Annotated in this window: 21 protein-coding genes, 1 tRNA gene and 1 other RNA gene; 6 read left to right on the top strand and 17 right to left on the bottom strand. The window is 58.8% G+C overall.

The annotated features are described in order from the left end of the window. Window positions 1–131: 131 nt before the first annotated feature. The 5 genes from D4A39_RS00695 to ffs all read right to left on the bottom strand — a co-directional run bounded on the left by D4A39_RS00695 (window position 132) and on the right by ffs (window position 4,845). Complete coding sequence (locus D4A39_RS00695; RefSeq protein WP_022983857.1) at window positions 132–1,274, bottom strand: acyl-CoA dehydrogenase family protein; 1,143 nt, start codon at window positions 1,272–1,274, stop codon at window positions 132–134. A gap of 468 nt (window positions 1,275–1,742) precedes the next feature. Next, complete coding sequence (recR, locus tag D4A39_RS00690) at window positions 1,743–2,345, bottom strand: recombination mediator RecR (protein WP_022983858.1); 603 nt, start codon at window positions 2,343–2,345, stop codon at window positions 1,743–1,745. A 9-nt stretch (window positions 2,346–2,354) separates the two neighbouring features. Next, window positions 2,355–2,672 (bottom strand): YbaB/EbfC family nucleoid-associated protein, encoded by a 318-nt coding sequence (locus tag D4A39_RS00685; RefSeq protein ID WP_022983859.1) that lies wholly within the window; start codon window positions 2,670–2,672, stop codon window positions 2,355–2,357. A gap of 23 nt (window positions 2,673–2,695) precedes the next feature. Then, window positions 2,696–4,588 carry a DNA polymerase III subunit gamma/tau gene (gene dnaX, locus D4A39_RS00680; protein ID WP_022983860.1) on the bottom strand — a complete coding sequence of 631 codons (1,893 nt, stop codon included), beginning with the start codon at window positions 4,586–4,588 and terminating at the stop codon, window positions 2,696–2,698. A gap of 160 nt (window positions 4,589–4,748) precedes the next feature. Beyond that, window positions 4,749–4,845: signal recognition particle sRNA small type (gene ffs, locus D4A39_RS00675), an RNA gene on the bottom strand. A gap of 193 nt (window positions 4,846–5,038) precedes the next feature. On the opposite strand from ffs, the gene gap reads away from it, so the two are divergent. Continuing rightward, window positions 5,039–6,058, top strand: a complete 1,020-nt coding sequence (gene gap, locus D4A39_RS00670; protein WP_022983861.1) for a type I glyceraldehyde-3-phosphate dehydrogenase — start codon at window positions 5,039–5,041, stop codon at window positions 6,056–6,058. Window positions 6,059–6,171: 113 nt separating this feature from the next. Here the strand turns inward: gap and D4A39_RS00665 are convergent, their stop codons facing one another. The 5 genes from D4A39_RS00665 to D4A39_RS00645 all read right to left on the bottom strand — a co-directional run bounded on the left by D4A39_RS00665 (window position 6,172) and on the right by D4A39_RS00645 (window position 10,733). After that, a complete protein-coding gene (locus D4A39_RS00665) occupies window positions 6,172–6,690 on the bottom strand; it encodes a hypothetical protein (RefSeq protein ID WP_022983862.1) in 519 nt (172 codons plus the stop codon). Between the two features lie 238 nt (window positions 6,691–6,928). Further along, a complete protein-coding gene (locus D4A39_RS00660; RefSeq protein WP_022983863.1) occupies window positions 6,929–7,378 on the bottom strand; it encodes an Hsp20 family protein in 450 nt (149 codons plus the stop codon). A gap of 209 nt (window positions 7,379–7,587) precedes the next feature. Then, entirely contained in the window at window positions 7,588–9,636 is a 2,049-nt protein-coding gene (locus D4A39_RS00655) for a hypothetical protein (protein WP_022983864.1), read from the bottom strand. Continuing rightward, complete coding sequence (locus D4A39_RS00650) at window positions 9,585–10,250, bottom strand: 2OG-Fe(II) oxygenase (RefSeq protein ID WP_022983865.1); 666 nt, start codon at window positions 10,248–10,250, stop codon at window positions 9,585–9,587. Before D4A39_RS00650 ends, D4A39_RS00655 begins: the two co-directional genes overlap by 52 nt. A gap of 9 nt (window positions 10,251–10,259) precedes the next feature. Beyond that, entirely contained in the window at window positions 10,260–10,733 is a 474-nt protein-coding gene (locus tag D4A39_RS00645; RefSeq protein ID WP_022983866.1) for a YbjN domain-containing protein, read from the bottom strand. Window positions 10,734–10,882: 149 nt separating this feature from the next. Here D4A39_RS00645 and D4A39_RS00640 point away from each other — a divergent pair, with 149 nt between their 5' ends. The 5 genes from D4A39_RS00640 to D4A39_RS00620 all read left to right on the top strand — a co-directional run bounded on the left by D4A39_RS00640 (window position 10,883) and on the right by D4A39_RS00620 (window position 14,687). Next, complete coding sequence (locus tag D4A39_RS00640) at window positions 10,883–11,569, top strand: hypothetical protein (RefSeq protein ID WP_022983867.1); 687 nt, start codon at window positions 10,883–10,885, stop codon at window positions 11,567–11,569. 211 nt (window positions 11,570–11,780) lie between these two features. Continuing rightward, entirely contained in the window at window positions 11,781–12,329 is a 549-nt protein-coding gene (locus tag D4A39_RS00635) for a PadR family transcriptional regulator (RefSeq protein ID WP_022983868.1), read from the top strand. Continuing rightward, window positions 12,326–13,138: a DUF1853 family protein gene (locus tag D4A39_RS00630; RefSeq protein ID WP_119917322.1), complete on the top strand. Its 813-nt coding sequence runs from the start codon at window positions 12,326–12,328 to the stop codon at window positions 13,136–13,138. Before D4A39_RS00635 ends, D4A39_RS00630 begins: the two co-directional genes overlap by 4 nt. Continuing rightward, window positions 13,135–14,169 (top strand): DUF2804 domain-containing protein, encoded by a 1,035-nt coding sequence (locus tag D4A39_RS00625; RefSeq protein WP_022983870.1) that lies wholly within the window; start codon window positions 13,135–13,137, stop codon window positions 14,167–14,169. Before D4A39_RS00630 ends, D4A39_RS00625 begins: the two co-directional genes overlap by 4 nt. Beyond that, on the top strand, window positions 14,163–14,687 hold the full coding sequence (locus tag D4A39_RS00620) for a DUF4282 domain-containing protein (protein WP_022983871.1): 525 nt from the start codon (window positions 14,163–14,165) through the stop codon (window positions 14,685–14,687). The genes D4A39_RS00625 and D4A39_RS00620 overlap by 7 nt, the downstream gene beginning before the upstream one ends. Before the next feature lie 81 nt (window positions 14,688–14,768). Here the strand turns inward: D4A39_RS00620 and D4A39_RS00615 are convergent, their stop codons facing one another. The 7 genes from D4A39_RS00615 to D4A39_RS00585 all read right to left on the bottom strand — a co-directional run bounded on the left by D4A39_RS00615 (window position 14,769) and on the right by D4A39_RS00585 (window position 21,349). After that, on the bottom strand, window positions 14,769–16,922 hold the full coding sequence (locus tag D4A39_RS00615) for an acetyl-CoA hydrolase/transferase C-terminal domain-containing protein (RefSeq protein WP_081703567.1): 2,154 nt from the start codon (window positions 16,920–16,922) through the stop codon (window positions 14,769–14,771). A gap of 51 nt (window positions 16,923–16,973) precedes the next feature. Next, window positions 16,974–17,303, bottom strand: coding sequence for a DMT family transporter (locus D4A39_RS00610; protein ID WP_102790382.1), 330 nt, complete (start codon window positions 17,301–17,303; stop codon window positions 16,974–16,976). A 17-nt stretch (window positions 17,304–17,320) separates the two neighbouring features. Then, on the bottom strand, window positions 17,321–18,346 hold the full coding sequence (locus D4A39_RS00605) for a CobW family GTP-binding protein (RefSeq protein ID WP_119917321.1): 1,026 nt from the start codon (window positions 18,344–18,346) through the stop codon (window positions 17,321–17,323). Beyond that, window positions 18,346–19,380 carry a dihydroorotase gene (gene pyrC, locus D4A39_RS00600; RefSeq protein WP_119917320.1) on the bottom strand — a complete coding sequence of 345 codons (1,035 nt, stop codon included), beginning with the start codon at window positions 19,378–19,380 and terminating at the stop codon, window positions 18,346–18,348. Before pyrC ends, D4A39_RS00605 begins: the two co-directional genes overlap by 1 nt. Window positions 19,381–19,526: 146 nt before the next feature. Beyond that, window positions 19,527–19,616, bottom strand: a tRNA-Ser gene (locus D4A39_RS00595). A 107-nt stretch (window positions 19,617–19,723) separates the two neighbouring features. Then, window positions 19,724–19,912: a carbon storage regulator CsrA gene (gene csrA, locus D4A39_RS00590; RefSeq protein WP_022983876.1), complete on the bottom strand. Its 189-nt coding sequence runs from the start codon at window positions 19,910–19,912 to the stop codon at window positions 19,724–19,726. A gap of 210 nt (window positions 19,913–20,122) precedes the next feature. Then, window positions 20,123–21,349, bottom strand: a complete 1,227-nt coding sequence (locus D4A39_RS00585; protein ID WP_022983877.1) for an aspartate kinase — start codon at window positions 21,347–21,349, stop codon at window positions 20,123–20,125. Between the last annotated feature and the right edge of the window lie 141 nt (window positions 21,350–21,490).

Here is a 21,490-nt window from a genome sequence, read left to right as displayed (position 1 = left end):
GTTAAACGTTGAAACGCGGGCAACGTTAACCTTGTCCGTAAGCAACGAGGCCGCGCCCAGGGTTTGGACGCGGCCTCGTTGATTTCAGTCACTGACAAGCTTCAATCGCGCTATAGCTTGCCGCCTGCCACTCACAACCCCATCTGTTTGGCAATCACCTCATTCATGATTTCGTGCGTGCCCCCGCCAATGGAAAGAATGCGATTGTCCCGGTAGAGGCGCTCAACGATGGTACCGCGCATATAACCGCTTCCACCGAACAGCTGAACGGCGTCGTAGGTCACCCGGTCGGCACAGCGGGTCGCCACATTCTTGGCCATGGACACATCCAGAACACAGTTTTCCCCGGCAGCAATGCGTGCCGCCACCCGATAGGTGAACTCGGTGCTGGCACGAATATCCGTGGCCATTTCCGCCAACTTGTGGCGGGTCACCTGAAAGCCCGCCAGCGGACGACCAAAGGCCTCACGCTCTTTCACGTAGCGCAGGCATTCATCCAATGCCAGCTGGGCGGTACTATTGGCGGTTACTGCCAGAATCAGACGCTCCATCTGGAAGTTGCTCATGATGCAATAGAAACCGCCATTCTCTGGCCCGATCAGGTTTTCTGCCGGGACCCGACAGTCTTCAAAGAACAGCTCGGCCGTATCGGATGCCCACCAACCCATCTTCTTGAGCTTGCGCCCCACCGTGAAGCCGGGAGTGCCTTTCTCGATCAGCAGCAGGCTGATGCCTCCGTACCCCTTGTCACCGGTACGCACCGCCACAGTGTAGTAATCCGCCCTGACGCCACTGGTAATGAATGTCTTGGCACCGTTCACCACATAGTGGTCGCCCTCGCGGACCGCACGGGTTCGAAGGTTGGCCACGTCCGAGCCGCCATTGGGTTCCGTGATTGCCAGGGCCGAGATCTTTTCACCGCCAAGCACCTCGGGCACCACCTTCTGCTTCATGGCCTCACTGCCCCACTTCCAGACTGGCGGCAGACCGATATCCAGGGAACCGAGGCTGGCACACAGGCCACCGGAAGAGCTGCGTACCAGCTCCTCACAGGCGGCAATCTTCATGAACACGTCCTCACCGGTGCCCCCCAGCTCCTCGGGCGCATTGATGCCCAGAATCCCGGCCTCTGCCGCCTTGCCATAAAGCTCACGCGGAAACTCCCCCGCTTCTTCCCAGTCATCTACATGGGGAAGAATTTCACGCTCCACGAACTTGCGGACGGTGTCGCGCACCATCTGGTGAGTTTCATTGAAATAGTCCAGTGCGCTCATAGGGCCTCCCTCGCAGAAAAGATATAAACCAAGCGCTTGCTCGGCTGAAACCTTAACAGAGAATAACGGACAAGTGCAGCTGCGCGCTTTCAGCTGCGAGGAAAGGCAAAAGACCAAGGCCGGAGCGGTGCCAAGCCAGGCCTTGCCGCAGAAGCGTTCGCCTGCGGCACGATTGTTCGGGTGGGTTGGTCTCTCAAGTGCCTGCACAGAGAGAGTCTGGCAGCCATGCGCAGCTCCCCCTTCTGGCCACACAGCGTGCGATGCGTCTCTCCCGCTGCGGCCTCACCCGTAGGGCGGAAATCGCTCAGGCGATCTCCGCCACCATCATCGCGGTGGAACCACCGCTCCTACGGAGTGCTCGGGTTATTTCTTGGCGCCGAACTCAACGACCTGACAGGCGTTTCCGTTCTTCAAAAGCCGGGAACTATTTTGGGTTTTCCATTCCAATCGAGCAGTAGCTCGTAACTGCTAGCTACCGAAAGGGCGGCGGGCTTTGAGCGCCTGCGCGAGGGTGGCGCCGTCGACGAACTCCAGGTCTCCCCCCATGGGCACGCCCTGGGCGATACGGGTCACCTGCACACCGGCATCCTGGGCGATATCCAGCACATAGTGAGCGGTGGCCTCTCCCTCCACGGTAGTCCCCGTCGCCAAAATCAGTTCGCGGATTTCTCCACCCTGCAGGCGCTGTTCCAGCACATCCAGGCCTAACTCACGAGGGCCAATCCCGTCCAGCGGCGACAGCTCGCCCATCAGTACGAAATACTGCCCCAAATACTCTCCGGACTGCTCGAAGGCCAGTACATCGGCCGGCGTGGCCACAATGCAGATCAGTGAACTATCCCGCTTTGGGCTTTCGCAAATGGGGCACAACTCGGCTTCGGCATAATTGCGACACCGCTGGCAATGCTGCACCCCGTCCATGGCGGCATGCAGGGCATCGCCCAAACGGCGGCCCTGTTCACGGCCGCGATCGAGCAAGGCATACGCCATACGCTGTGCAGAACGCGGCCCCACGCCGGGCAGACAGGTAAAGGCATGTATCAGCTGGTCGACCAGCGGTGCGTGTTTCACTTGGCCGCCTTACAGCTTGAAGCCTGGCGGAAACGGAAAGCCCCCCGCCATGTTCTGCATATTGTCCTGCTGCTGCTTTTCCACCCTGCGTACCGCATCGTTCACCGCGGCTGCCAACAGGTCTTCCAGCAGTTCCTTGTCTTCACTCATCAGGGAATCATCCACGCTCACCGACTTCACGTCGTGGCGCCCATTCATGATCACCTTGACCAGGCCCGCGCCCGCTTCGCCGGTCACTTCGGCGTTGGCGGCCTCGTCCTGCATTTTCTTCATTTTCTCTTGCATGGCCTGGGCCTGTTGCATGAGAGAGTTGATATCGAAATCCATGGTTATCTCCTCCCCGTTGCGGGTTATTCCACCGTTTCTTTCGGGGTGACGCTGTCTTCATCCAGCCGACCGCCAAAACGACCAACCAGCTGTTGCACCACGGGATCCTGGTGCAGGGTTTGGGTGGCCTCGACAAGCAGTTCCTGCCGTCTGGCCTCGGCCATGGCCTCCGGGGTATCCCCGGCTTGCTGCTCATATTCTACCTGTACCTGGATGCGACGCTGAAAGTAGTTACCCAGTGCCGCAGACAGTTCATCCAGCCGTTCCCGGTTCACCAACACCTGGTGCCCGGTGCTGATTCGCAAGGTCCAGTGAGGATCATCCCGACTCACGAGCACAGCATTGCGGGCAATGTGGCGCACCGTGCCATCGAGATCGAGGCGTTGTAGTAACGACGCCCACCAGGGGGCCACCTCGCTTGGCGACGACGGCTCCGGTAACGGCGCCAGAGGCTCCGCCTCGGGTTCTGGCTCGGAACTGGCCGTGGGATCAGGCGCTGTGGGGTTGGGCTCCGGCATCTCTGCGGGTGCAGGTGCGTCATCCTCCCAGGGTGGCGGTTCGTCCTCCCAGGGCGGCGCCTCTTGCTCTGCGGTAGAAACGGCATTCTCTGGTGACGGCTGACTCGCTGAAGCAGAGTCTGCAGGGGGAGCCGGAATCGCTTCTGGCGATGGCGCCACCGCGGGTTCCGGCACGGGCGGTGCAGTCTGAGTCTCTGCCGGTGTCACCACTGTCGCTGAGGGGGGCGCATCCAGCAAGGCACGCAGGTCCGGACGCCCGTCAGCCGTGGCTGACGCTACCGCCGCTTCAGGCTTTTTTGCCGGAGTGCCGCCCCCCTGGGCAGGCAGCACACCTTTGGGGGTGAACAGCACCATGCGCAGCAACAGCATTTCCAGTGCCGCACGGGTATCCGGTGCATCCTGCAAGTCACGCCGGCCACGCAAGGCAACGTCGTAATAGAGTTGTACCTGTTCTGCGGTAAGCGCCGCGGCCAATTGCGATACGGCCTCATCATGGTTGCCCGGCACCGCCTGGCACACGGCGATTTGATGGAGCTGGGTGATCAACTCATCCAGCAATGCCAGCTCACCGGGGCTGTGCTCACACACTGATGCCAGTGCAGCCAGCACCCCTGCAGGCTCCTGCTCGGCCAGCGCGACCAGCAAGGTCAGTACATGATTACGGTCCACCGTACCCAGCATGGCGTTGACCGCCTCACTGCTGAGCTGTTCGCTGCCAAACGCAATGGCCTGGTCCGTCAAGCTCAGGGCATCACGCATGGAGCCTTGAGCCGCCTTGCCCAATGACAACAAGGCCGGTTCGTCGTAGCGAATCATTTCCTTGTCGAGCAGCGCCTTCAAATGGCCTGCGATCTGCTCGGCAGGCAGCGCCTTGAGACTGAACTGCAAACAGCGGGACAGCACGGTAACCGGCAGCTTCTGCGGATCCGTGGTGGCCAGCAGGAATTTCACATGGGGAGGCGGCTCTTCCAGGGTCTTGAGCAGCGCATTGAACGAATGCGCTGACAGCATGTGCACCTCATCGATCAGGTACACCTTGTATCGGCCACGGGTCGGTGCGTATTGCACGTTATCCAGCAGCTCGCGGGTATCTTCTACCTTGGTGCGGCTGGCCGCATCCACTTCAATCAAATCGACAAAGCGGCCGTCAGTAATTTCCTGACAGGTCGGGCACACACCGCAGGGCCGGGCGCTGACGCCCTGCTCACAGTTCAGGCAGCGCGACAGAATACGGGCAATGGTGGTCTTGCCCACCCCGCGGGTCCCCGTGAAAAGATAGGCGTGGTGCAAACGGTCCTGATCCAGTGCATGCATCAGTGCCCGCGAGACATGCTCCTGCCCCACCAGTTCATCGAAGGTACGGGGGCGGTATTTCCGGGCAAGGACCTGATAACTCATAGCACTCCAGCAGCTTTCGCAGCCACCACGACAAAGGAATTGAAATTCAGTCGCTTATGCTAACGAAGTTCCCGAAGCGAGGACAGTGCGAGCAACGGTTTTGGGAAGCGTGTTTGGGGAGTGTATTTGCGAGAAGCGGTGAAGCGGGATTAGGAGGTCTTCCCGCCAGCCACACCCCGGCACACGAGTCCACTGCTACCGTTGCTCCCTTCCGGGCCTGGCGGGGTTTACAGCTTGTCGTTGCGGGGGGACCGACGGGTCGACCATAACGCGCGCGCAGCGTGACAGCCGCACAGCGAGCGCGCATTGTGGCCAAAGCCTTGTGGCTTTGCAAGGGCGTCTCGGCAAAACACCGGATCCTGCCGTCCATCTGAACAAAGCTTGATCAGACTGGCGGCAGAATGGTGCCCGGGTCTACACTGGAAACGGATGGTAGACGGAGCCTGAACGATGAATACAGACAGGACATTTCGTATTGCTATCAATGGCTTTGGACGCATCGGCCGTTGCATTGTCCGCGCCCTGCAGGATCATCCGGCCAGCCCTCGTTTTGAGCTGGTGGCCATCAATGATCTGGCCGACTTTACCGTGCTTGCCCACCTGCTGGCCTTCGACAGCACCCATGGGCGCTGGACTCACTCGGTTCACTATGACGGCAGTCATCTGGAAATTGACGGCCACCGCATCCCCTGTTTCTCTCGTGCGGAACTCTCCACCCTGCCCTGGGCCAGCCTGAAACCGGATCTGGTGATTGAAGCTGCGGGCAAATTCAAGCATCGCGCCGAGCTCCAGCACCACCTGGACGCCGGCGCACCACGGGTGCTGGCCAGTTATCCTGTAGACGATGCCGATGCCATGGTGGTCTACGGGGTCAATCATGAGCAGCTGACGGCAAGCCAGCAGATTGTCTCCAATGCGTCCTGTACCACTAACTGCCTTGCTCCATTGGTCGAGGTACTGGACCGGGCCTTTACCGTACGCCAAGGCCTGATGACCACCGTACACAGCTACACCAATGACCAGAATCTGGTAGACAAGGCCCATGGCGACCTGCTGCGCGCCCGTGCCGCCGCGGTCAACATGATTCCTACCAGCACCGGAGCCGCCCGCGCGGTGGGCAAGGTCTTGCCACATCTGGCCGGCAAGCTGGACGGGCTGGCGGTCAGGGTCCCCACATTGAATGTGTCGCTGGTGGACCTGACGGTGACCCTGGAGAAACCCGCCACGATCGACGCCGTGCACGAAGCCCTGAGCAACGCCGCCCACGGCCCGTTACAGGGTGTGCTGGCGATCAATCACCTGCCGTTGGTGTCCGGGGATTTCAATCACCAGCCCTATTCCTGCATCGTGGACATCAACCACACCCAGCAGATTGGCCAGCAGTTCAAACTGCTAGCTTGGTATGACAACGAATGGGGATTCAGTCAGCGCATGCTGGATGTGGCAGCCACCTGGCTGGAAACGGCATAAAGGCGCCCAGGCTTCTCCCACAGGAGGAGGACAGTGGAGGCCCCCGAACTGCGGGCGTCAACCGCAGAGAGAACCTCCCACAAACCGTTCCTGTGTTTCCAGACGAAACACACTCAATCGAACGGGCTGAAATGCTCCTCACGGCCGGCTTCTTCGGCTTCGTGGCGGTGGTTTTTCATCACCTTTTCCACCCTGCCCGCCTGTTGGTCGTCATCGGCATCCACCATCATCAGGTAGTCTCCCTGCTCCACCCGATCCAGGTAAGGCGTCAGATGGTGATTCTGGGAAGACACCCCACGCAACCCTCCCAACCAGGCACCAAAACAGGTACCAAACAGGGTGGCGCCAATGATGGCCCCGCTTTCCAGTTGCATGCCCCAGGGGTCTGCCCCGGCGATCAGGAATCCGGCCAGCAAACCGACGCCCATCCCGATGAGCGCGCCCATAAACCCGGAATGCATGATGTCGGTTTCTTCCCAGGTGGTCGTGCCATGCACGTGGGCCTGGGCAATGGCCATGGTATCGGTGCCCATGACATGCATGCGATTTTCGCCGATACCGACTTGTTGAAGATCACGGGTAATCCCCTGAACGGACGTCAGGGACTTGGTGAAGTAATAAAGACGTTTCATTGCATGCCTCTCCCTGTGGCTGACAATGTTCGGACCGCACGGCCTTCCTGGCCGTCCCACAAGATGTGGCTGCGATACGTACCCAGACACCCCCAATCCAGCAGTTGTTCAGCGACTCCTTGCAGAAAACCACTGAAATGGCGGATCGGCGCCTGAGCTACCCTTTCGACGCTAACAAAAAGGGGCCTTACCGGCCCCTTTACTGTGTCACAAAATACGCGTCACAGACTGTTAGCGATCAATTACTTTTTGTAGGCGATGGCGCGCCATCCACCTGGATCACCCGGGGCTTTTTTTCCTCGGGAATAATACGGTTGAGAGTGACCGTCAGCAGCCCATCTTCAAGGCCTGCGCCATCCACTTCCACGTGGTCGGCCAGCTTGAAAGTGCGCTCGAAGGCGCGGCGGGCAATGCCACGATGCAGCCAGGTCCGTTCGCTGTCATCCTGGCTGGCCAGGTTACCGCGAATCTTCAGTTCGTTTTCCTTTACCGTGATTTCGATATCACTGCGGGCAAACCCCGCCACCGCCATCACGATGCGGTAACGTCCATCACTCTCGCGGATGATGTCGTAGGGAGGGAAACCGTTGGACTGATCCGCACGCAGCGCGGCATCCAGCAGCTCATCAAAACGGTCGAAGCCCACGGAATGGCGAAACAAAGGGGCAAGAGAAAATCCGGTATTCATACACACTATCCTCATTCCATCGTCAGCAGCAGACCCCGCAGGCATCCACTGATTCACGGTTTAACGTACAGGTTTGTGTGTGACAGACATGCACTCTCAGAGCAGAGCACAATGTCAGACCGGTCTGTTGTCACAATTCAGAAAATGGGGATAGCCAACCGGCTTTCAAGAGGCATCTGTCTAACTTTTGTCGCGCGACGGACAGACGGTCAGTGAGCAGGATTAAGCTGTGTGGAGGCGCGCTGTGTCGGCAGCGAGAAGCCCTGTGGCGCACCAGCAGGCTGAGTACGGGCGATGACGGTGACGGTGCGTTTGCTGCCGTCAAATGCCACCGGCACCCGCACGCATAACAACTCTCCGGCCACCACGTTCCAGCCCGGGCTACTGCCGGTTTGCCAACGCTCACTGTCGCCGGAACATTCCCGGTCCATGAGCAGCCCACTGACCGCCTCACTATTGCTGGTAAAGTGCACCTGCCCACTCACCGAGGCATGGTAGCGGAAGGTCAGCACCGCCTTGCCACCCACGGGCACGGACTGGGAGGCCGCGCCCTGCCACTGCGGCAAGGTCACCAGCCCTATCGCCAACGGGCCGGAATGCCGGTCCGGAGTCGCCGTCAGCGACCACTCGAGCTGTTTCCCCTGTTGTTTTGCGGGCGCTCGATTCAACACCGGCAGCGCCGGCAAGCGCTCTTCGTCCGCCAGGGTCAAGGACAATCGCAAGGACTGACCGCGACTCTCCGCCTCCGACAAACGCAGGCTGAACTGTCCCTGTCTGTCCGTAGAAACGGTCTGCGGGCGGACACCGACCCCAGTCAATCGCAGCTGCCGGGCAACGACCGGTTGTTCGCCATCGTCAAACCGGGCATTGAAGGCCTGGGCAGGATCCGCCGCGCCGTTATCCAGAAACAGTCTACCGGAAATCCAGTGTCCCGCCGGACGACAACGGAAACCGGCCTGAGCGCCTGACAATGGAAAGGCGGGAAAACCTTCCCGGCCATCAGCAGACAAGCTCTGCCCTTCGCCGCCGTTGCCGCCACCCGCGGCTCCAGCCCCCCCGGACACATCCGCTTTCAGCGACAACGACACGTCAGAGGGCATATCCAGCCACAGGGTACCGCCGCTGCCACCACCGCCTCCGGCCTTGCCCGCTGCACTGCCGGGATTTCCCCGCAAGGTCAGAGCGCCAGGGCCGGTCACCGCCGCCGCCCGAATCAATATCAGGCCGCCACCGCTACCGCCATCGCCACCCGTGCCCACCGAACGGGCTGCGGCGCCACCGCCACTGCCCAACCAGGGGCCCGGCGGAGCCTTGTGACCGCCCAGGCCACCCCCTGACTGCGGCTGGCCCGCCTGACCGGGTTGACCGTTACCCCCGCCACCACCACTGGCGAGCAACCGATGGGACATATCCATGGCGTTACCGCCGCCACCTGCGGTGGCTGGCGCGCCTCGCGCCATGCCACCCTCCGGATAGCCTGGCTGTTGCGGATCGATCATGACCGGGGTCCCGGCGATCCCTTCCCCCTTGCTGCCATGGTGACCATAGCCCAACGCCTGATCCTCCGGGTTTGGCGCGCTGTAGCGCCAATCGTCCGGATTCCCCAACGCACCCTGCAACGACACCGCCGGCGCCCCTCGCAAACCTGCCCCGTCCACATTCAGGGCATGGCCTGCCAGGGCCAGGCCGCGACGCACATCCAGTGCCAGCACACCGCCGGTAAAACCATCCCACGGCAACGCCAGTACATCCTGATCCAGGGTGAGGGCATCAAATTGGGGCACCCGCACAAGCTGCCAGCGGGCACGCCCATGATCCGGACCGGCGGGCTGGTTGTGATAGGCATGCAGCAATCCACCGCCTGCCCCGGCGCCCTTTACCTGCACCCGCCCCCCGTCAACCCTGTCGATACGCAGCCATTCCGCCTTCAGCGTGTGGGAGGCCAGCACGCCATAGCGACGGTCATTACGGGTACTGATGGTCGCCCCTTGCACCTGCATCAACAAGGCAAGATCGCCGGGAAGCAGCGGATAGGAACCACGGGCACGAGTCAACACCAGCTCACGGCTTCCCGCCGCCAGTGAAGCGTCATCACTTCCCGTGAAATAACTGTTGAGAATGGGGTCGGAGATCGCCTGACCGTCTCGACCCGGCTCACCACAGAGCTGGGCATGGACAGGCGCAGCCCCCAGCAGGAAAGCCAGGATCAGCGTGGTGGATCGAGCCAGTCGGCAGTAGTGTTGTTGCAGCGAAACCATCCGGCAATACTGTATCGTTCCCGAGTAGCTGCCAAGACTTCGTGGGGAATTTTCTCGCTCAGAAAGGCCACCAGAGTGCCCCCATGGGGTTCAACCTCTGTGTCTGCCAGCTTGGCATCAGGGCTATTCCAGATACGCAAGCGCCCATCCCACTCACTCTGCCAATCTTCGTTGAGGTAAAGCACAACAGACAACAAACGCCCATTGTTGCCCGCAAACGCGTCCAGGTGGCGCTGGTAGTAATCTCCAGGGCCATAAATGGCGAAATGGGATTCCAGCTCGAACAACCCCATGAACAAGGCCCGGTTCACTTCGAGCCGAAGCTGCTCCATGGCCTCGAACCACTGTGCTTGCGCCTGCGAGCCGCCCTTGAGCCAGCAGGTCCGATCACTGCGTATACGGGTATCTTTCTGGAATTCCTGCCGGCGACCAATGCCTGCAAGCCGAAACTCTCCGAGACCGTCACGTGCCTGCGCTTCGTCACGAAGCTGCCGGACCAGAGAAGGAGGGCAATACCCCGGAGCGACGCAATAGCCGCGCGCCACCAGCTCCTGAATCAGATATTCATGGAGGTCCGCGCCAAAGCCTTCGGGCCAATCCACAGTCTTGTGCACAGGAGGCTCCTAATGCAGGGCATCACCAGGAGCAGCATCACCATCCATTTCGTCCGGCCAGATCAGCCAGTGAAATTGCTGACATTCATCCATCAGTTGCAGGGTGGCATCCACGGTGGCTTGTACGAAGTAGATAAACTGGTCAAACGTAATCCCCCTGCGACCCAACAACAGGTCACAGGCAACCAGCCTGGGCAGGGAATCATCATTGACGTCAAGGAACAGCTTGATGGAGGGAAAGGCCATATTCAGACGGCTCAACTCTGCTTGCACTGCAAACAGCGCCGCCGGCCGAACTTCCAGTTCCGTGGTCAGCAACACGCCATCCTCTTCCACAAACAGCCGCGCATCCACCACACCTTCTCGCCCCTGCAATTCTGACAGGTGCAGGCCGTGGCAGTGCTCACAGATGTAATGCTGAATATTCGCCTGTTGCAACCATTGCTTGATCTGGTCTGCATCCGCGTGGATGACGCCTAACATGTTTTCTCCTCACCCCGGCAAACCCGGCAATGGCCGCGAATCATCAGCCATTGCGCCACAAAAAGAAATAGAAACCCGGCAATTTTGGTCATTGGGTCGGCAAATACCCATGGGTATCATCCTTTCCTCCAGTCATCGGGAGCCGAATAATGACAAATCCTCATGTGGCCTTTCAGTCCAGCGAGACTCTCCACACCAAAACCGACGCTTTTATCCGCGATATGCAGGGTGGCGCCAGCAAGCCGCAACCCAAGGAAATCGAGGAAATCATGGCCATCTTCATTGATGAGGCACTGCAGGCGTTCATGCTGCGCGCCTCGGAAGCCGCCAATCTGTCTTCCGGCATGCTCAAGGTGGTCAACATGACCTGTTCCACCATCAGCAAAGCGACCGCCCTGGTGGTCGGCCGTAGCGCTCGCAAGATGGACCTGAAACAGAACCAGGATTCTGCCAGTTACATGGACCAGGTGCGCCAACCCGGTGAGGACGGGGAAACCTGGTATGTAGCATTCCCGGTTAACGAAGGGCTCGCCATGAAGGGGGCCAACCTGCCCCAGCTGTGCGAGAACGGGGATTTCGAAGAAGCCCGCCGGGAACTGGAAGAATACCTGCTGGAAGTCACCGACGAATCCATACACTGGTACTTCGAAAAGCCCATGGCGCTGCTGAAATTCGGTCCGGTGCTGCGCAAGATCGCCAGCGTGGGGGTAGAAACCACCCGTAAGGCCTCCCGCAGCCTGATCCACAATTTGATCCCCAAACTGACCGAAGAGCAGCTAACCGCCTCCTGTCGATACCAGGCCAGCATGCTGATGGATTTCCCTTCAAAACACTGATGACAGCAACGCGACACCCGTTTCGATTCAAGACCACTTGGCCAACATAGTGCATGCCTTTTAATAACAAATACTTACACTGGCGCGCTCTTGTTGGCTAACTTCACCAAGTTTTTACAAAACTACTTATTCAACGGATTGCGCTGCAATAACACGGCTCTCTACTATCAATCTGGTATCAAAACTAAAAGAGATTGCCGAGGAGTCAGCCGTGTCATTGCGCCATGCCATACTTGTATTACTACAAGATCAGGAAGCCAGCGGTTACGACCTCGCTCGCGAATTTGCCAACAGCATCGGGCTGGTATGGAATGCCACCCACCAACAGATTTACCTGGAACTGGGTAAACTGAATGAGAAGGACATGGTGAAGTTTCGCCATATTCCCCAAGACGGCAAACCGGACAAGAAAATGTACCGGATCACGGAAGAAGGTCGAGACGAGTTAATCCGATGGCTGCGGAAACCCGCTGCCCCGCCCCGTATCCGTGATGCGTTTATGGTCAAGATTGCCGGAGGGGCGCTGAGCGATCCTTCCTCTATCCTTCGGGAACTGGAAGATCAGGCCGATCTGCGCCGCGAACGCCTGAATACTTTTGAAGACCTGGCTCGCAAGCTGGATGACCGTGACAGCGACAAGAACATGTACACCTACCTGACCCTGCGTCGCGGTATTCTGGACCAGCAAGCGTGGCTCAACTGGGCAGAGGAAGTCCGGTCCGAACTGCGACGACGTGAAGACCTGACCACCTCGGTATGATCGGCGCCCCGCCTGGCGGGGCGGTGATGACCCAGCTCCAGTGGCTGGTTCAAGCCCCGCCATTGATCCCGGCATCCCCCTGGGAAGATGCTGGTTCCTGGCTGCTGAGGGAGTGGCAACGGGACCCTGCCTTGCCCTCCCGTGCAGCTCACTTCCTGATGGGCCAGCCTCAGCCGAGCAGAATTGGGCTTCAATTCGAAAATCAGGTCGCCGCTTTGGTGGAACACAGCAGCGGACTGGAACTGGTGGCGCGAAACCTGCCCATCCGGGATGAACAGCGCACCCTCGGTGAACTGGACTTGTTGGTACGTGATCTGGATACCGGCAAACTATGGCACTGGGAACTGGCCCTGAAATTCTATCTGGGAACACCAGACCAATGGTACGGGCCTAACCGTAGAGATACCCTCGCCCGCAAAATTGCTCATCTGCATGGGGAGCAACTGCCTCGCAGCCAAAGCAGCCAAGCCAGTCGCACGCTCAGCGAGACAGGCTGGAAGGTCGACGGACAAGCATTATTGACCCGCGGCAGGCTCTTCTACCGCAGTGGCCATCCCGAGCAGCCGCTACGACACCCCCGCCACGAACGAGGTTGGTGGCTACCTGCCCGCGGACTGCCATCACAACAGTGGCACACCATACCGCGGACTTTCTGGTCTTGTCCGTCCATGTCGGACAAAAGTACCAACACCATTGATACCCGCTCGCTCATTGACTATGTTGAGGAACATTCTCGCCCGGTCATGGTGCTGTCAGCTTTGCGCCCGGAACCGGGCTTTATTGTTCCTGTCACTTGGCCCAACACATGAATTTCCAGCCACAACCCGCCACTCTGGTCGACGATCAGGGCCAGGTCGCCTTGGGCGTTTTTCCGCATACCGTTGCTCATATCAACGGCCGGGAAGCGGACTATCGCACCCCCATGGGCAAACCAGCCTCGCGTTTCGCCCGGCATTTTCATTACAAACAGTTCCAGTATTTCGGCATCATCAGTGACCAGCTTCTGGCCGGTTGCGCCTTTGCCCATACGGCCTATCTGGGAATGGCTTTCTTCTATATTTTCGAACCGAAAACCGGCGAATTGAAGGAATACACCTGGCGCTCGCCTCTGGGGCGCGACCTGAACATGTCCGCCTCACCCCGGGTAGGCGAAAGCCATTTCAAACAAAAAGGGGTCGATATCCGACTTGGCTACCAGGACAACCAGGGTTCACTGACCAAGACCCTGAGTATCAGTCTCGATGGCCTGTCACTGGAAGCCGTGCTCAGTGAGGGTGACCAGTATCAACCGATGTCACTGTGCACCCGCACCGGCGTCAATGGCTGGGTGTATGCCAACAAGGTTGCCGGTCGCACCGTAACCGGCAACCTCACTCGCAACGGCCACCGCCAGGATCTATCTGAACTGGGGGCCTGTGGACACCATGACTTTTCCGCCGGTTACATGCGCAGGGAAACCTTCTGGAACTGGGCCTGCCTGTCCAGCAAGGTCGGCGACACCCGTATTGGCCTGAATCTGTCTTGCGGTGTCAATGAGACGACTTTTTCCGAAAACTGCCTGTGGGTAGATGACGTCATGGTACCTACCGCTGGCGTGATATTTGATTACCACCGCGATGACCTGATGCAACCCTGGCAAATTCGCAGCCTGTGTGGTCAGGTCAATCTGCGCTTTACCCCCAGCGGCAACCACAAAGAGCGCCTCGATCTTGGCCTCTTTGCCAGTAATTTTAATCAGCTGTTTGGCCGTTTCGATGGTGAATTGACACTCAAGGACGGTCGCACTATTCCCATCCAGGCACACTACGGTTTTGTCGAGGAGCAGTACGCAAAATGGTAGATAAAAAAGAGAATGCGGCGCCGGAAGTGGCACCGAAGAAAGTGAATGTAAAGCTGCGCCGCGGTTTTTTCTGGATCGTTCAGTACTGGCGCGAACTGTTTAACTTTCGCTTTGATAAATACATGATCATCCAGGTGTTGCCGGGAGTGTATGGTATCGCCCTGTTCGGTATCGGCCTCGGCCTGTTATACCTTTGTGTGGAAGCCTTTATGGCATCTACCTGGCGTGGTCTTTTCTACTTTTTCGTGGCAGCGCCAATCACCTTCCTGGTACTGGCTTCCGTGCTGCGAGCTCTGCTTGAGTTCTATATGGTGGTGTTCAAGATTTCCGAACACGTGGATGAACTGGTAGGCCTGCGCGATACCGTGGATCGACTGTCCGGCATTGGCGACACGGTAGACGAAATGGTCTCTGTCACCCGCCGCATTCCTTTCTGGCGAGTGCTCTCAGGCCGCTCCGGCCCTGCAGCGCGCAAACCGGTAAAACCGGAAGAGCGCAAAAAAGACAAACCGGAATAATCGCGCCCTGCACCGCCCCGTCGAGAAGCCATGTTCACAGGACATCCTTGTCCTGTGAACAGGATAACTGACCGTCAGCTGTCAGTGGCTCACTGCCTCAAGTGCGGTGAGCAGTAACCGCTGGTAAACATGTTCACGGACCCCCTCCGGCGTTTTCATGTCCATCCGCTCCAACTCGCGCTCAAATTCAGCCTCACTGCCTTCGTTGAACAGCGCGTCACGCCCCAGCTCCAGGTATTCCTTGTGGCTGACTTTTTCCTTGAGCCATGTCAGCGCCTTGAGCAAGCGCTGCTCTGTATCGGTAAAGTCACTCCCCAACGGGAACAAGGGGAAACTCTGCTCACCGTTGTTTGCAGCAATCTCATGCAGGTGTTCGGGGTTGTTACGGCGATAGGGCTCGGGGATCTGATAGTCCTTGCGCAGTTTGCCCGCGGCCTGGGCCTGCTCCATCAATTCAATCTGGAAGCGACTGTCAGCCACATTGAGCATGGCCATGATCACTTCCTCATCGGTCTTGCCACGCAGGTCCGCCACCCCATATTCGGTCACGACAATATCACGCAGGTGACGGGGAATCGTATTATGGCCATAGGAGAACACCACATTACTCATGGCCTCACCGCCCCGCTCTCGCCAGGCGCGTACCATGATCACAGAACGCGCGCCCTCCAGTTCATGAGCCTGACTGACAAAGTTGTACTGCCCGCCGACCCCGCTGAGCACACGGCCATCATCAATCTGATCCGCCACCGCGGCACCCAGCAAGGTCACCGTAAAGGCAGTATTGACAAAGCGTGCATCCTGACGCTGCAGACGTTTGAGGGTCTCATCACCGTACAGATGATTGACATAACTGATGCGGGTCATGTTGATGGCCGCCCGTTCCGCGTCATCCATCCCGCGCAGCCGGTCGTAAAATGCCTTTGGCCCGAGGAAGAAGCCTCCATGCATGACCATGCCCCCCTTGAGCCGGTCGCCAAACACGGCTTTCAGCGCCTCGCGAGTGGCACGATCATCCAGATCATTGGCCACCGCAACCTCATTGGGCAGCAACAGTTGCTCGCCCTTCTTGGTCACGCCCTCACGGAAAATCCCGAAGCGTTTCAGCAACCGTAACTGGGCGCGATCCAGACGCCGACTGATCGCAGACTGCTCACGCAGCGCATCCAGCAGGGCCAAGCCGGGTTCGGCCGGGTTATGCATTTCCAGCTGTTGCAGGGGGGCCCAGTCATACACAGGCCGGCGAATAATCTTGTCGTCTACCAGCTGCAACAGACCGTGGGTCACCATTTCACTGCACCCGTACAGGCCTTCCTGAAAGCGTGCGGTACCCCCCTCCTGATCAATCAGAGCCTGATGCTCCCCGGGAATCTGCCAGGCTTTCAAGGGAGACAGGTAACGTTGGTTATCCTGTTCGCGCAGGCGAAGATGGTGCACCAGGGCATCACCCAAAGCACCGATGCCAATCTGTAACGTGCCACCATCCTTGACCAGCGTGGACGCATGCAGCCCAACAAAATGATCCTGAATATTCACCGGCATGTTCGGGGTGCTGAACAGGCAACGATGGCCATCAGGGTCATCCACCAGCAAGTCCATTTCCGGCAGCCAATCACCCACCATGGCATCGTTTTCCATAAACGGCAGATCACGATGCAACTGGCCCACCGCCACGATCGTCTCTCCGGCCTCCCGGCGCGCCTTGAGCAACGGCAGCAGATCCAGCGTCACCTCAGGGTTGCAGGAAAAGCTGTACTGGTCCTCACCGTCCACCACGCGGTGCGCCAGCATTTGCGCCACCACATTGATCTTGCGGGCGTTGAGGTCTCGGGCTACGTGGGTGTAGTTACTGCTGATGTAATGCTGCTGCGCCACATCGCTGCCCAGCATGCTGCCGGGCTGCACAAAGAATTCGAACACCCGGATATTGGCGGGCAACGCCCCTTTCTTCTGGGGTTTCAGGTAGGCAAGGGGCTCGTAATCCGCAAAGATCCGCTCGGCGAAAGGGTCGAGAAACCGTTTTTCCAGATCACTGCCCGCACCAGGCTTGCCCAGTGACAGCGCCGTGAAAATATCCAGCGACAGAGCAGGATCGTGTTCAACACGCTGATAAAGGGCATTTAAAAAACGGTTGGGCTTGCCCAGTCCCAAGGGCATGGCCAGGCGAATTTCCCCGCCGGTCTTCTCAATGACGTAATCGACCGCCTTCTCAACGCTATCCATTCGCTCTGTCACGGCTGCTCCTTATGTTGTCGCGGTGTATTGGGTTGTGGCTGAGGACACAATTCAGTGGGCGCCGGTACGGGACACAAACGTCACCAGCACCACCCCAACGATGATAAACGCCATCCCGATCATCGCCGGCAGGTCGGGTTGCTGCTTCAGAAACACCGCCCCGACCAGCGCAATCAACACAATACCAACCCCCGCCCAGACGGCATAGGCGATTCCCATGGGAACGGTGCGCAGCGTTAGCGACAACGCATAGAAAGCAATCCCGTAGCCCAACACAGTGATCACCGAAGGCCACAGGCGGGTAAAACCCTGCGACGCATTCAGCGCGGTGGTCGCCACGACTTCGGCAAGAATCGCAATGGAGAGGAAGAGATAACCCATGGAGAGAGCGTCCTGTGTCAACCCAGCTGTTGCAGCAATGCCTGCCAGTGTGCCACCTGTTCATGAACAAAGTCAGGATTATCGTGACGCACAATCACCACCAGCCGGGTGGTGGTATCCCCGTCCGGCCACGCGTTCATCGGTGATAACGCCGGCTCCCCTTGTCCGGTCCACTGCACCAGCAAGGGCCCATCAAGGCCTTCTACCTTGAGCAGCCCTTTGAGACGGACCAGGGATTCACCACACTGGTTCCCAAGTTGTTGCAACGCCGCCTGCCAGTGGGGCCAGGACAAGCGCCCCTCCCAACGCAATGAGGCACTGTGGAGTTGATGTCGAGACACCGACACTGACGACAACTGCGGCTGCAGGCTAACGCCGGTGGACAACGTCAGGGGCCCCGTGATCCGGCAACGGCGCGGGAAAACCTGATCGAGCAAGGACGCCGGTCCGGGTGACAACAGAACGCTTGCGTCAGGGTTCAGAAGGGCAATCTGCGCTTTCAACGCGGCCAGAGAGTCGGGTGTGCACAGATCGGACTTGCTGATAAGCAGCTGATCCGCCCCTTGCACCTGCTCCAGACACTCAGGATGACGTTCCAGTGCCGCGACACCGGCCTGGGCATCCACCAGGGTGATCACCGACTGGCAGACAAACCGTTTTCGCAGCCACGGATCCTGTTGCAAGGGAGCGACCACGCCAGAAGGTTCTGCCGCACCAGTGGTTTCCAGCACCAGCCTGTTGAACGGCGGGATCTCGCCATTTTTGCGCGCCATGAACAGATTGCGCAGGGTGGAGGAAAGCGAGCCCTGCACCACACAACAAACACAGCCACCGGCCAACAGGGTCACGGGGACGCCCTGAGCCTCAGTCAGATGCTGATCAATGCCGATGTCGCCCAGCTCATTGATCACCACCGCAAGGTCTTGCCGTTGTGATAACCAGTGATTCAGCTGGGTCGTCTTGCCACTCCCCAGAAAGCCGCTCAGGACAATCACTGGCAGGCGATCATCCCGAATGTCAGGAGAATGCGTTACCTGAGACATTACGCCAGAGACCAGGGCAGCTCCTGACCGGCATAAAACGGCACCATGGCTTCCCCGGCGGCATCAATTACCTCCGGCACCGACCAGGGCTTGCGCACCAGGGTGACGGTATCGGTGTGACGCGGCAGCCGATAAAAATCCGCCCCGAAATGGCTGGCAAACCCTTCCAGCTTGTCCAGCGCATTGTGCTGTTCCAGGAAAGAGGCATACAGCGGCAACGCCGCGCGAGCGGAATAACAACCGGCACATCCACAGGCCGCTTCTTTTTTGTTGCGGGCATGGGGAGCGGAATCGGTGCCCAGGAAAAAGCGCGCATGGCCTTCCAGTACGGCTTTCTGAATGGCTTCCTGGTGCTGACGACGCTTGAGAATCGGCAGGCAGTAGTTATGCGGGCGCACGCCACCGACCAGCAAGTCGTTGCGGTTCATCAGCAGGTGCTGCGGCGTCACCGTGGCGGCCGTCAACGCACTGGCCTCACGCACAAAGTTAACGCCCTCAGCAGTCGTGACATGCTCAAAGACAATCCGCAGGCCCGGGAATTGCTGGCGAATCTCGTTGAGGTAGCGGTCGATAAACACCTTTTCGCGATCAAAGATATCGATCTCTGCATCCGTCACTTCGCCATGAACCAACAGCGGCACATCGTGCTTTTCCATGGCCTCGTATAGATGCATGATCTTGCCCGGATCAGTGACCCCGCTGTCGGAATTGGTTGTTGCCCCGGCGGGATACAGCTTGAAGGCATGCACAAAATCACTTTGTGCTGCGCGCGCGACTTCCTCCACCGGCGTGCTGTCGGTGAGATACAAAACCATCAACGGCTCAAAGGTTACCCCGGCCGGTACTTGCGCCATGATGCGTTCACGGTACTCGGCCGCCTGGGCCACCGTGTTCACCGGCGGGGTCAGGTTCGGCATGACAATGGCGCGACCGAAGACATTGGCCGTGGCCGGCACCGTTTCCGCCAGCAATTCACCGTCACGAAAATGCAAATGCCAGTCGTCCGGGCGGGCAATGGTCAGGGTATCGGTCATGGGGTCACCTTAAGCCGTAAAAATTCGGGGACGTAGTGTAGCGCATGTTGGTGCACAGGCGCAGGGATCAGCTGCCGGGCGACCACTGAGGGAAAAGCCATCGCCCCAAACGAAAAACGCCCCGCGATGCGGGGCGTTTTGGAATATGGCGGAGAGGGCGGGATTCGAACCCGCGATACGGTAACCCGTATGGTTCCTTAGCAGGGAACTGGTTTCAGCCACTCACCCACCTCTCCGGAATGCGGAACTGCATGTTGTCAGGGAATTGGTCGCTCTTGGTTGGCGCTGTTTCCCGACACGCCGCGCATCATAACGATTTTACGGAGAAAATACAGCCCAAAAATCAGGCAGACTCACCGTCTGTTGATTTTTCGTGCTGAATCCGTTGATAGATTTCTTCTCGATGCACCGCAACTTCTTTCGGCGCGTTAACACCGATGCGGACCTGGTTGCCTTTGACGCCCAGAACAGTCACGGTGACTTCGTCACCGACCATCAGGGTCTCTCCGACTCGACGCGTAAGAATAAGCATAATGATCCCTCCTGGGGTCCTTGATTTCCGTGAGCGCAATCCGTACCCGAAGTTACCGGGCTGCCGTCCATGACGACTCCTTGGTGCGAGGACCATTCGCCCACCGCAGGCACGGGGGCGTAAGTATGCATGAATCGAATTCTCAAGTCTTGCCGCAGGACGAGGCGGAACCTACCGGTCGTCGCCCCATCCTTCCGAACAGTATGTCCGTTATGCGACAGGCTGGTCCAGCTCGAACGCGGAATGGAGGGCACGAACGGCCAGCTCCAGATACTTCTCGGCGATGACCACAGACACCTTGATTTCAGAGGTGGAGATCATCTCGATGTTAACGCCTTCTTTGGCCAGGGCTTCGAACATCTTGGAAGCAACGCCCGCGTGGGAGCGCATGCCCACACCCACCAGAGAGACCTTGGCAATCTTGTCATCGCCAATGATTTCCGGCTGCCCCAGTTCTTCAGACGCATTGCGCAGGGCTTCCTGAGCACGGCCAAAATCGTTGCGGTGAACGGTAAAGGTGAAGTCGGCAGCGCCGTCCTTACCCACGTTCTGTACGATCATGTCTACTTCAATATTGGCTGCACTTACCGGGCCGAGGATCTTGTAGGCAATGCCCGGGGTATCCGGGGCGCCACGCACGATGATCTTGGCTTCATCACGGGTAAAGGCAATTCCGGAGATTACCGGCTTTTCCATATCAACCTCGTCGTCGACGGTAATTAGGGTTCCAGGACCATCCTGGAAGCTGGAGAGAACACGCAGCGGCACATTGTATTTGCCGGCGAATTCCACAGAACGGATCTGCAGGACCTTGGAGCCCTGACTGGCCATTTCCAGCATTTCTTCAAAGGTAATCGTGTCCAGCCGGCGAGCATTGTCCACCACGCGAGGGTCGGTGGTGTATACGCCATCCACGTCAGTGTAGATCTGGCATTCATCCGCCTTCAGCGCGGCCGCCAGAGCAACGGCAGTGGTGTCAGAACCGCCACGACCCAGGGTGGTAATGTTGCCGTCCGCGTCCACGCCCTGGAAACCGGCCACCACGACCACACGGCCAGCATTGAGATCGGCGCGCATTTTCTTGTCGTCGATTTCTTCGATACGGGCTTTGGAGTAGGAATTGTCCGTACGCAGGGGAATCTGGGAGCCGGTGTAGGAACGGGCATCCAGGCCCAGTTTCTGCAAGGCCATGGACAACAGGGAGATCGTCACCTGCTCACCGGTAGAGACCAGCACGTCCATTTCCCGCGGAGAAGGGCTGTCGCTGATGCCTTTGGCCAGCTCGATCAGTCGGTTGGTTTCGCCGCTCATGGCAGAGACCACCACCACAACCTGATCACCCCGTTTATGGAAGCCGGCTACCTTGTCGGCAACGGCTTGTATGCGTTCGACCGTACCTACCGAGGTACCGCCGTATTTCTGCACGATAAGAGCCATATAGTCGCTTTGTCTGCAAAAAAGAGCGCGTTACTTTAGCAGAAACGCGCCCGGATTTCATGTTGGGGTGGCGGGAGAGCCTGCCAGAGAGCCTGTAAGCACCGTGACCGACGGGGCAAACCGCCCCGTCACGACACCGCA

Origin of the sequence: Alcanivorax profundi (assembly GCF_003597125.1) — a bacterium.
GTDB lineage: Bacteria > Pseudomonadota > Gammaproteobacteria > Pseudomonadales > Alcanivoracaceae > Alcanivorax > Alcanivorax profundi.
This window is presented reverse-complemented; position numbering and strand designations above follow the sequence as displayed.